Annotated in this window: 13 protein-coding genes; 2 read left to right on the top strand and 11 right to left on the bottom strand. The window is 72.0% G+C overall.

Annotated elements, in window-relative coordinates; translation table 11 throughout:
• Positions 1-118 precede the first annotated feature (118 nt).
• The 6 genes from rpsO to VGX25_RS02205 form a co-directional block, all read right to left on the bottom strand.
• On the bottom strand, positions 119-388 hold the full coding sequence (gene rpsO / locus VGX25_RS02235; RefSeq protein ID WP_326915831.1) for a 30S ribosomal protein S15: 270 nt from the start codon (positions 386-388) through the stop codon (positions 119-121).
• Positions 389-521: 133 nt separating this feature from the next.
• Positions 522-1,070, bottom strand: coding sequence for an RNA 2',3'-cyclic phosphodiesterase (gene thpR / locus VGX25_RS02230; protein WP_326915830.1), 549 nt, complete (start codon positions 1,068-1,070; stop codon positions 522-524).
• A gap of 22 nt (positions 1,071-1,092) precedes the next feature.
• Positions 1,093-1,572, bottom strand: coding sequence for a helix-turn-helix transcriptional regulator (locus tag VGX25_RS02225; protein ID WP_326915829.1), 480 nt, complete (start codon positions 1,570-1,572; stop codon positions 1,093-1,095).
• A gap of 109 nt (positions 1,573-1,681) precedes the next feature.
• Positions 1,682-2,668: a bifunctional riboflavin kinase/FAD synthetase gene (locus VGX25_RS02220; RefSeq protein ID WP_326915828.1), complete on the bottom strand. Its 987-nt coding sequence runs from the start codon at positions 2,666-2,668 to the stop codon at positions 1,682-1,684.
• Between the two features lie 9 nt (positions 2,669-2,677).
• Positions 2,678-3,568: a tRNA pseudouridine(55) synthase TruB gene (truB, locus tag VGX25_RS02215; RefSeq protein ID WP_326915827.1), complete on the bottom strand. Its 891-nt coding sequence runs from the start codon at positions 3,566-3,568 to the stop codon at positions 2,678-2,680.
• 163 nt (positions 3,569-3,731) lie between these two features.
• Entirely contained in the window at positions 3,732-5,051 is a 1,320-nt protein-coding gene (locus VGX25_RS02205; RefSeq protein WP_326915826.1) for an MATE family efflux transporter, read from the bottom strand.
• A gap of 71 nt (positions 5,052-5,122) precedes the next feature.
• Between VGX25_RS02205 and VGX25_RS02200 the strand changes: the two genes are divergently transcribed.
• Entirely contained in the window at positions 5,123-5,647 is a 525-nt protein-coding gene (locus VGX25_RS02200) for a CGNR zinc finger domain-containing protein (RefSeq protein ID WP_326915825.1), read from the top strand.
• 2 nt (positions 5,648-5,649) lie between these two features.
• On the opposite strand, the gene VGX25_RS02195 is transcribed toward VGX25_RS02200, so the two are convergent.
• From VGX25_RS02195 to VGX25_RS02175, 5 genes are all read right to left on the bottom strand, one after another.
• Entirely contained in the window at positions 5,650-6,186 is a 537-nt protein-coding gene (locus VGX25_RS02195) for an AAA family ATPase (protein WP_326915824.1), read from the bottom strand.
• A 26-nt stretch (positions 6,187-6,212) separates the two neighbouring features.
• The gene (gene rho, locus VGX25_RS02190; protein WP_326915823.1) at positions 6,213-7,304 is read right to left on the bottom strand and encodes a transcription termination factor Rho; all 1,092 of its coding nucleotides are present in this window, start codon (positions 7,302-7,304) and stop codon (positions 6,213-6,215) included.
• A 476-nt stretch (positions 7,305-7,780) separates the two neighbouring features.
• Complete coding sequence (locus tag VGX25_RS02185) at positions 7,781-8,152, bottom strand: YciI family protein (protein ID WP_326915822.1); 372 nt, start codon at positions 8,150-8,152, stop codon at positions 7,781-7,783.
• Positions 8,153-8,253: 101 nt separating this feature from the next.
• Positions 8,254-8,595, bottom strand: coding sequence for a hypothetical protein (locus tag VGX25_RS02180; protein WP_326915821.1), 342 nt, complete (start codon positions 8,593-8,595; stop codon positions 8,254-8,256).
• 85 nt (positions 8,596-8,680) lie between these two features.
• Positions 8,681-9,211, bottom strand: a complete 531-nt coding sequence (locus VGX25_RS02175) for a GNAT family N-acetyltransferase (RefSeq protein WP_326915820.1) — start codon at positions 9,209-9,211, stop codon at positions 8,681-8,683.
• Positions 9,212-9,266: 55 nt separating this feature from the next.
• Between VGX25_RS02175 and VGX25_RS02170 the strand changes: the two genes are divergently transcribed.
• Positions 9,267-9,725, top strand: a complete 459-nt coding sequence (locus VGX25_RS02170; protein WP_326915819.1) for a helix-turn-helix domain-containing protein — start codon at positions 9,267-9,269, stop codon at positions 9,723-9,725.
• Positions 9,726-9,755: the final 30 nt, after the last annotated feature.

Raw genomic sequence — 9,755 nt, 5'->3', positions numbered from 1 at the left:
CTGTACCCGGGAACCACTACCGAGGACCGGCGAACCTGGTCCCCCGCGCTGGGCGCTTGCCCTGGTTTCGGTTATGTACCGAGGGGGAGCGGCGCTCGCCACTCCCCCTCGGGGCTGTCTATCGGCGCAGACCGAGTCGCTGGATCAGCGATCGGTAGCGTTCGATGTCCACCTTCTTCAGGTAGTTCAGCAGCCGGCGGCGCCGGCCGTTGAGCAGCAGCAGACCCCGTCGGGAGTGGTGGTCGTGCTTGTGCACCTTCAAGTGGTCGGTCAGGTCCCTGATGCGCTTGGTCAGCATCGCGACCTGAGCCTCCGGCGAGCCGGTGTCGGTGTCGTGCAACCCGTACTCGGCCAGGATCGTCTTCTTCTGTTCGGTGGACAGCGCCACTCGTTGACTCCTCGGAAGTAGCCGTACCGTGGGGCCCCGTGCGGGGTAGATGGTCACGGCCGCCACGGACTGCAGCCGGACCCGACTGCCAACGTTACCAGGCGGTGAACGGTGCTCGCGCACCCAGCCCCGGTCAGGTGACCTTGAGCGGGATCCGCTCGACGGCCTCGTAGACCGGGCCGTCGGGCTTGAGCTGGCTGCTGAACAGGACCAGCTCCCGGGGTATCCACCAAGGACCGACGTAGTCGCCGAGGGCCAGCGCGGCCCGCTCGGCGAGCGGGTTGCGGTCCGGGCCCCGGCGCCACCGTGCGACGGTGACGTGCGGGCGGAACTCGTCCTCGGAGCCCTCGTCCGGCTTGGCGGCGGCGGCCACGGCGTGCACGGCGCGCCGGTGCTTCTCGTTGGCCGCCTCGACCCCGATCCACAGCACCCCGGGGAAGCCGCCGGCCGACGCCAGCCTGATCCGCGGCGCGACCAGGCCGGTCGCCCGCCGGCGCAGCCATGCACCGCGGCGGTCGGCGTGCTCGCGGTTGCCGTAGAAACCCAGCGTGATGTGCCAGCTCTGCGGCGGCACCCACTTCAGCGCGTCGGCGTCCGGCCGGACCTTGCCCAGTCGCGTGTCGAGGTCCGCCGCCACCGGCTCGGGCAGCTCCACTGCGGAGAACAGACGAGGCACGGCCATGGCCTCCTGGATGGACGAAGACTCAGTGCGTTCGACCGGCCCGGCGCAGCAGATCGGCGAGGTCGGGGTACTTGCCGTCGAGCAGTTCCGCCGCGGCGGTCAGGTCCGCGGCCTCGGCGACCCGGCGCAGCGCGGTGATCGCCACCCGGTCGTTGCGCCCCACGTCGACCGGCAGGCTGTCCCTGGTCACCGACGGCTTGGACGCGCGCACCTCGTCCAGGGCGCGCTGCAGGGCCTCCCGCTTGCCGGCGGCGACGTCCGGGACGAGCACCTTGCGCTCGAGCATGATCAACCGGGCCAGCACGGCCGGGTTGCCGATCTTGGCGCGCCTGCCGCTCATCACCTGGCTGAGCATCGGCGCGCTGATCCCGAGCACCTCCGCGAGGTTGGCCTGGGAGACGTCGAACGCGACCACCAGCCGGCGAACCCGATCCCCCAGCGGCTCGCCGTACCATTCCCGTTGCAGCGCGAGGTTGCGTTGCACGATCTTGTGGTCCTCCACGGTCGCCTCTCCCCTGAACGCCCACGTCGCAGGTCAGTCCACTGCATCTTGCCAGCCCGTGACGCAGACCGGGGCGGATTCGGACAGTCGGCGCAACGCACATCGTCCGTTAACCCGATCGGGGTCTTGTGGAATCACCCTCCGCGAGCACCTCGCGGGTCTGCTCGACATCCCGATGGATCTGCTCGACGAGCGCCTCGCTGGACGGGAAACGCACCATGTCGCGCAACCGCCGGACGAAGTCCAGGGCCACCCGCTGGCCGTAGAAGTCGGCGTCGACGTCGAGCACGAACGCCTCCACCCGGCGCTCCCGCCCGGAGAACGTGGGGTTGGTGCCCACCGACACCGCCGCCATCAGCGGGCCCGCGCCGGCGCTTCCCGAGATCACCGAGAACTCGCAGGCGTATACGCCGTCGGCGGGCACCGCCGCGTACCGGGGCGTGGACAGGTTCGCGGTGGGAAAGCCCAGCTCGGTGCCCCGGCGATCGCCGCGCACCACGATCCCCTCGAGCCGGTGCGGCCGCCCGAGCGCGGCCCGCGCGGCGGTGACGTCGCCGGCGTCGATGCACGCCCGGATGTAGGTGGAGGAGAAGGTGATCTCGTCGCCGGGCGCCGCGTTGGCCGCCGAGATCAGCTTGGCGTCCTCGACCGAGAACCCGAACCGGTGGCCGAGGTGGGTGAGCAGCTCGACGTTGCCCGCGGCGCGGTGTCCGAACGCGAAGTTCTCCCCCACGACCACCGACGCCACGTGCAGCTTGTCGATGAGGACCTCGTGCACGAACTCGTCGGCGGGCATTTTGGACAGCTCGGGGGTGAACGGCAGCACGCAGAACACGTCCACGCCGAGCTGCTCGACCAGCTCCGCCTTGCGCCGCAACGTGGTCAGCTGCGCCGGATGGCTACCGGGACGCACCACCTCGGACGGATGCGGGTCGAAGGTGACCACCACGCTGGGCAGCCCGCGCTGCTTGGCGATGGCGACCGCGCGCTTGATCAGCTCCTGGTGGCCGAGGTGGACGCCGTCGAACACGCCGATGGTCGCCACGCAGCGACCCCAGCCCCCCGGCAGGCTCTCCAGTCCGCGCCACCGCTGCACACCCGCAGCCTACGGCGATGCGGCGGGAGTCAGCACGACCAGGGGCCGCGCCACCGGCCCCTCGTCCACCATCAGCGCCACGGCGCGCCCGTCGGAGTCGAACACCCCGTAGGTGCCGTCGATCCCCCCGGCCGGCAGCCGCCGCCCGTGCGACAGCGCCCGTGCGTCGTCCCGGTCGACGTCGCGCCGGGGGAACGCGGCGGCCACCGCGGCGTCGAGGTCGAGGGACAGCGCGGGCTCGCTCTGGAGTCGCTCAAGGGTCTTCGCGACGGCGAGGCCGAACGGTCCGACCCTGGTCCGGCGCAGCGCGGTCAGGTGCCCGCCGGTGCCGAGGCTCGCCCCGAGATCCCTGGCCAGCGCGCGGACGTAGGTGCCGGCGGAGCATTCGACCAGCACGTCGAGGTCGATCGCGCCGGGCTCGCGGCGGGTGTCGAGCAGGTCGAAGCGGTACACCCGCACGGGCCGCGCGGGGATGTCGACCCGCTCGCCGGCGCGCACCCTGGCGTAGGCGCGCCGCCCGTCGATCTTGACCGCGCTCACCGCGCTGGGCACCTGCTGGATCGTCCCGGTCAGCGCCGCGATTCCCGCCTTGATCTCCTCGTCCCCCACCGTATCCAGCGTCGGGTCGTCCACTGTGGACAGGATCTCGCCCGCGGCGTCGTCGGTGGTCGTCGCGGCGCCGAGCCGGATCGTGCCCAGGTACGCCTTGCGGTCGAGGGCGAGGTGGCCGAGCAGCTTGGTGGCCCGCTCGACGCCGAGCACCAGCACACCGGTGGCCATCGGATCGAGCGTCCCCGCGTGCCCGACCTTGCGGGTGCCCAGGATCCGGCGAACCCGGGCGACCACGTCGTGCGACGTCATCCCCGCTGGCTTGTCGACCACCACCAACCCCGGCTGCACGTGCCGAGACTATGCCGCCGCCACCTCGGCGTCCCACCGCCGGTGCCGTAGCCGCACCGGGACGGCCTCGCCCCTGGCCTCGGCGGCGAACACCGCCGCCCTTGCCCCGGCGCCACCACACGGCCGTCCGCCACGACCCGAGCACCAGCAGGGCGAACCACGATCACGCTCGGATCGCGCCGACCACCGCCCACCGCCCGGACCGCATCCGCGCCACCATCCAGGCCAACCGGATCGCCAGGAACGCGGCCCAGCCCGACCAGATCCCCACCAGGCCCCAGCCGAAGACGAACGACAACCACACCATCGGCAGAAACCCCAGCAGCGCACCGACAATCGTGACGTTACGCATGAACGCCGCGTCCCCGGCGCCGAGCAGCACACCGTCCAAAGCGAACACGATGCCGCCGATCGGTTGCAGCGCGACGAAGAACCACCATGCGCCCGGAATCTCGGCCAGCACCGAGGGATCCGACGTGAACGCGTGCGGCAGCGTCGACGTCGACGCCGCGAACAGCAGGCTGAGCGCCACCCCGAACACCAGCCCGTACCCGGCGATCCGCCGGGCCAGCTCGCGCGCTCCACGCTCGTCCCGCGCGCCGAGCGCCGCGCCGATCAGCGACTGCGCGGCGATCGCCAGCGCGTCGAGCAGCAGGGCCACGAACACCCACAGCTGCGTCACGATCTGGTGCGCCCCCACCGTGGCCGCCGCCGTGTGCGCCGCCACCGCCGTCGCCGACACGTTGCACGCCTGGAACGCCAGGCTGCGCAGCATCAGGTCGCGCCCGATCCCCAGCTGCGCCCGCATCAGGTCCGCCCGCGGCCGCAGCGGGACCCGCTCGACGAGCAGGGCGCGCACGAACAACCCGGCCGAGATCACCTGCGCCACCACGTTGGCGACGGCCGAGCCGGCGAGGCCGAAGTCCGCTCCATACACCAGAACCGGGCACAGCGCCGCCGAGATTCCGTTGCCCGCCAACACATAGCGCAGCGGGCGCGCGGTGTCCTGCACCCCGCGCATCCACCCGTTGCCGGCCATGGTCGTCAGGATGAACGGGGTGCCGAACAGCGCGATCCGTAGCCAGCTCACGGCCGCGTCGGCCACCTCCCCCTGTCCGGCGAGCAGCCGGGCGACGGGGCCGGCGAGCACCTGCCCGATGATGATCAGCAGCACCCCGGCGAGGAACGCCAGCCAGGTCGCCTGCGCCCCCTCGGCCACCGCGTCGGTCCGCCGGCCGGCGCCGTGCAGCCTGGCCGTGCGCGCCGTCGTCCCGTACGAGAAGAACGTCAGCGTGCTCGACACCTGGGCCAGCACCGTGCCGCCGACCGCCACCGCCGCCAGCGGGATCGCCCCGAGATGCCCGACCACCGCCGTGTCGACCAGTACGTACAGCGGTTCGGCCGCCAGCACGGCGAGCGCGGGAAGGGCGAGTCCCAACACCCGACGCAGCGGCACGTCCCGTTGCACGGTCTCCTGCGCCATGGCCCCTCCGGTAAGGTGCGCTCAAGCCTGGTGCCCCTGACAGCTCCGGAGCCTAGCCGTAAGGACCGCGGATGGACAATGCCAGTTACCTCGAGGTCGCCCTTCGCCTGGCCAACGCCGACCTGACCACCGTCGACGCGTTGCGCGCCGCGCTCCACGAGGAGCCCTGGTGGTCCGACCGGGTCACCGAGCGGGACCTGGCCGTTCTGCTGAGGGTGGCGACCGGGCTGCGCGCCGCGCTGGCGGGCGCCGTCGACGGGGACCGCGACCGGGTGCTGGCGGCCGTCAACGCGCTGCTGGCCGCGCACCCGCTGCGCCCCCGCCTTTCCGCCGGCCACGACGACGCGGCGCCGCACTGGCACGTCCACGTGGCCGACCCCGACGCGCCGCCCGCCACGGAGGTGGCCGCCGCGGCGTCCTGGGGCATCGCCCAGGGGATCGTCCGCTACGGCCTCGACCGGTGGGGCCGGTGCGCCGCAACGGGATGCGGCAGGTACTTCCTGGACACCTCGACGAACCGGGCCAAGCGATTCTGCTCCGCGCGGTGCGCCAACCGGGTGCACGTGGCGGCGTTCCGGTCAAGGAAGCGGGACTGACCCTATGCAACGACCCGCTGCACCAATGCCACGCGGTCGGTCAGCGGACCCGCGGGCACGTCGACGAGGTGGAACCCGAGGTCGCGGTAGGTCCGTTCGTGGACCTGCTCGAACACCAGCGAGTCCTCGAAGCTGATCCGCCTTGCCGCGGTGGCCCGAACGAAGCCCTGGTTGCGGACGAAGCAGACCGTCGTCTCGTACACGCCCTCCGCCACGACTCGATCGACCTCACGGGCAAGCAGGGGCGACGTCGCGAGGCCCAGGTAGCGGCTCAGCGCCAGCGTGCACACCGGTGAGCGGTCGTAGAAGACGATGGTGCTCGCCGCGGCGCGAACGGCGTTCTGCCTGCGCCGCTGAAGGGTGACGATCCTGTCGATGAAGGTGTTGTCGTGCCGCGGTTCCTCGCGGCCGAGGGCGCTGTCGAGGGCGATGACGTCCGTCGCGGCCTCCTCGACGACGACGTGTCCGTTGATCTCCAACTGGCGGAGCACGGCGGTTTTCCCGGCCCCTGGGGCGCCGGTGAGGATGTATCCCGGCATGGCGACTCCTCGTCCGGCCACAGTGGTCAGGCCGCGTCGCGGAGCTGGCTGAGGAACGCGGCGTTGGACGGGGTTTCGCGGAGCTTGTCGAGGAGCAGCTCGACGGCGTGCTGGCGGTCCAGCCCGCCGAGGGTCCGGCGCAGCCGCCAGACCAGGCGCTGCTCCCCGGGTTCCAGCAGGATCTCCTCGCGACGGGTGCCGGACGCGTCGAGGTCGACGGCGGGGAACAGGCGCTTGTCGGCAAGGGCGCGGCTGAGCCGGAGCTCCATGTTGCCGGTGCCCTTGAACTCCTCGAACAGGTTGTCGTCCATGCGGGAGCCGTTCTCGACGAGGGCGGTGGCCAGGATGGTGAGCGAGCCGCCCTCGCGGACGTTGCGTGCGGCGCCGAAGAAGCGGCGGGGCGGCAGGAGGGCGGCGGCGTCCAGGCCGCCGGCCAGGATGCGGCCGCCGTTGGGCGCGAGGTTGTTGTAGGCGCGGCCGAGGCGGGTGAGCGAGTCGAGCAGGAGCACGACGTCGCGGCCGAGCTCGACGAGCCGGCGGGCCCGCTCGATGGCCAGCTCGGCGACCGCGGTGTGCTCGCGGTCGGCTTTGTCGAAAGTGGACGCGGCGACCTCGCCGCCGATGGACTCGCGCAGCTCGGTGACCTCCTCGGGCCGCTCGCCGACGAGGACCACCATCAGGTGGCACTCCGGGTGGTTGCGCGAGATCGCGGCCGCGATGTCCTGCAGCACCATGGTCTTGCCCGCCTTGGGCGGCGCCACGATGAGCCCGCGCTGCCCCTTGCCGATGGGGGCGAACAGGTCGATCAGCCGGGTGGTCGGCGACCCGGTCTCCAGCCGGATCCGCTCGCGCGGATGCACCGGCGTCAGCTCGGCGAAGTGCGGCCGCGAGCGCCACCGCGCCGACCCGTTGACGGCGCTGACGTCGCCGAGCCCGGCGCTGCCGACGACGTGGTCACCGGGGCGCAGGCCGAGTTGCTTGACCCGGGCGAGCCCGACGCGGACGTCGGAGCGCGCGGGCAGGTAGGAGGACCTCAGGTAGGCGGCCTTGTCCCGGACGTCGAGCAGGCCGCTGACAGTCTCATGTGGACTGTCCGAGAACTGGACGGGTGTGGTCATGGTGTTCCTTGAACGAAAGAATGCGGCAGAACGCCGCGGGGAGAACTCGCCAGACGGGGCGCGGAATCGCACGCGGCCGAGCCAGGCGTGCCTCGCTACCCGCCCTCACCGTAGCAGCACCTGGCATGATCGGGAAATGCCGTATCAGGCCAGGATGGTCGCCGGCGTCGAGGTGCCGCCCGGCATCCCGGTGCGCCCACACGCCGGACACCAGATCGTGCACGTCGCCGACCTCGCCCGCACCGGCGACCTGGTCGTGCATCCATGCGGCCGGCCAACCCACGATCACTTACCGGTACGACGAGGACCCCGACCGCGCCGCCGGCACCCGCGCCACCCTGCTCGCCGAACTCCGCATCGCCGGCGGCACCATCGGCACCGCACACTTCGCCCGACCCGTTCACCACGCCGAGCTGACCACGCCGAAAGCCGGACACCCCGGGTGGTTCCGGGGCGTCCGGCTCATGTGGACGGTGTCAGCTGCCGGGAATGTCGTCGGGGCCGAGCACCTGGCGGACCTCGATCTCGCCCGACCACTCCGGCCAGTGCTCGGCGTGCACCTCCATGAAGCGGCGGGCCCATTCGACGGCCTCCTCCTTGGACTTCACCTCGAACACGGCGTAGCCGCCGACCAGCTCCTTGGCCTCGCTGAACGGGCCGTCGGTCACGGTGACCTTGCCACCGCTGACCCGCACCGCCGCGCCGGCGGCGCTGGGGGCCAGGCCGCCGGTCTCGACCAGCACGCCGGCCTTGGTGCCGTCCTCACCGAGCTTGGTGATCGCGTCGATCAGCGCCTGCGGCGGCGGGGAGTCGAGCTCGGGGCCCTTGACCAGGGTCATGAATCGCATTGCCTTCTCCTTGCTGCTCTCGACTTTTCTGCGAGGAACCTAGCCTCTGCCTACGCGTCGATCGGGGTGGCGCCGGATCGACACGGGCGACGGACTTTTCTCTAGCGGGCCACCGGGCCGGGGATGGCGTAGAGGTGGCCGCCGGCCCGGTCGGTGGCGTCGCGCGTGGGCGGCACCAGCGGGCCGGTGCGGGTGACGGTGCTCTGCGCGTCCCGGACCGTGGCGATGATCCGGTCCGAAGCGTCGCCGCGCTCGACCCGACCGACCAGCTCGGCGCGCGGGTTGAACTCGGCGGGGCGGTACCCGCCGGTGAAGCACCGATACATGGTCGGCGCGAGGAACGCCCTTGCCGTCGAGCCGGTCGTCGTCGCGGCGGCCGGGCCGGTCGGGAGCAGCCCCGGCCCGGCCGCGGCCACCGTCAAGGCGGCAAGCGTGCGTCTCATTGTCGATCTCCCAGCAATCCCGTGACGTGGAAAGCCGGCTCTGCTCACACGTCGAGCGGGATCCCCTCGGCTCGACACGCGGGGGTCACAAGGCCACGGGCTCGGGCTCGACGAGCTCGTCCACCTCGTCGACCGTGGTGAGAAGGTCGGGGCCGAGCGGAGCGTGGCCGGTCAGGGCGTAGCCGTCGCGCTCGAACACGGTGTCCGGGAGGGCGCGCCGGATCCAGTCGAGGACGAGCTGGTTCTCGCACAGCACGTCGAGGCGCAGGCGGTCGGCGCCGGCGAGGACGGCGTGCTCGAGCAGGGCGCGCATGAGGCGGGTGGCGATGCCCCGGCCGCGGTGCGCGTCGGCGACGACCACGCCGAGCTCCACGGCGTGGTCACGGGCGGCGGAGGCCATGGCGTGGCCGATCACCTCGTCGCCGAGGGTGGCGATCATGACCTGCTGGCGCGGGGTCACCGTCACCAACTCGCGCACCAGGCTCGGCGACACCGATCCGAGGCCGGTGAAGAAGCGCTGGTACTGCGCGTTTCGGGACAGGCCGGCGAGGAAGGCGCGGACGGCCTCCGCGTCGGCCGGGCCGGCCGGCCGGATGTGGGCCTGGGTTTGAATCACGCACTCAGACTGTCGGAGTTTGCTGGGTCTGTCAACTAGACTTAGCATGGACCACATGCTGAAACCGACGGCGCTGCGTTACCGGCCCGAGGACTGCTCGATCGCCCGGTCGCTGGAGGTGCTCGGCGAGCGGTGGACGATCCTGGTGCTCCGCGAGGCGTTCAGCGGGGTCCGCCGGTTCGACGACATCCAGCAGAACACCGGCGCGCCGCGGCAGGTGCTCAGCCAGCGGCTGGCCCACCTGGTCGAGCACGGCATCCTGCGCCGGGTCCCGTACCAGGAGCCCGGGCAGCGGCAGCGGCACGAGTACCGGCTCACCGAGAAGGGTCTGGACCTCTACCCCGTGCTGGTCGGCCTGCTGCACTGGGGCGACAAGTACCTGGCCGACGAGGGCGGTCCCTCGGTTCGGCTCACCCACAAGGACTGCGGCGCGCCGGTCCGGGTCACCATGCTGTGCGCCGACGGCCACGAGATTGGCTCAGCCCGGGAGGTCCGCCCAGTTCCCCTGTCGTGAGTCTTTTGTGGGGCTATAGCACCACAAAAG

This window comes from Actinophytocola sp. (genome assembly GCF_035942955.1).
Classification (GTDB): Bacteria; Actinomycetota; Actinomycetes; order Mycobacteriales; family Pseudonocardiaceae; genus DASYTH01.
Note: the sequence above shows the minus strand (reverse complement) of the source record. Positions and strands in the feature narration are given on the sequence as shown.

What these genes read in the sequence shown, in the direction of transcription:
- thpR (WP_326915830.1), bottom strand. Translation starts at nt 1,070, where the DNA reads ATGGCCGTGCCTCGTCTGTTCTCCGCAGTGGAGCTGCCCGAGCCGGTG.
- VGX25_RS02205 (WP_326915826.1), bottom strand. Translation starts at nt 5,051, where the DNA reads ATGGCGCAGGAGACCGTGCAACGGGACGTGCCGCTGCGTCGGGTGTTG.
- VGX25_RS02200 (WP_326915825.1), top strand. Translation starts at nt 5,123, where the DNA reads ATGGACAATGCCAGTTACCTCGAGGTCGCCCTTCGCCTGGCCAACGCC.
- VGX25_RS02195 (WP_326915824.1), bottom strand. Translation starts at nt 6,186, where the DNA reads ATGCCGGGATACATCCTCACCGGCGCCCCAGGGGCCGGGAAAACCGCC.
- rho (WP_326915823.1), bottom strand. Translation starts at nt 7,304, where the DNA reads ATGACCACACCCGTCCAGTTCTCGGACAGTCCACATGAGACTGTCAGC.
- VGX25_RS02185 (WP_326915822.1), bottom strand. Translation starts at nt 8,152, where the DNA reads ATGCGATTCATGACCCTGGTCAAGGGCCCCGAGCTCGACTCCCCGCCG.
- VGX25_RS02180 (WP_326915821.1), bottom strand. Translation starts at nt 8,595, where the DNA reads ATGAGACGCACGCTTGCCGCCTTGACGGTGGCCGCGGCCGGGCCGGGG.
- VGX25_RS02170 (WP_326915819.1), top strand. Translation starts at nt 9,267, where the DNA reads ATGCTGAAACCGACGGCGCTGCGTTACCGGCCCGAGGACTGCTCGATC.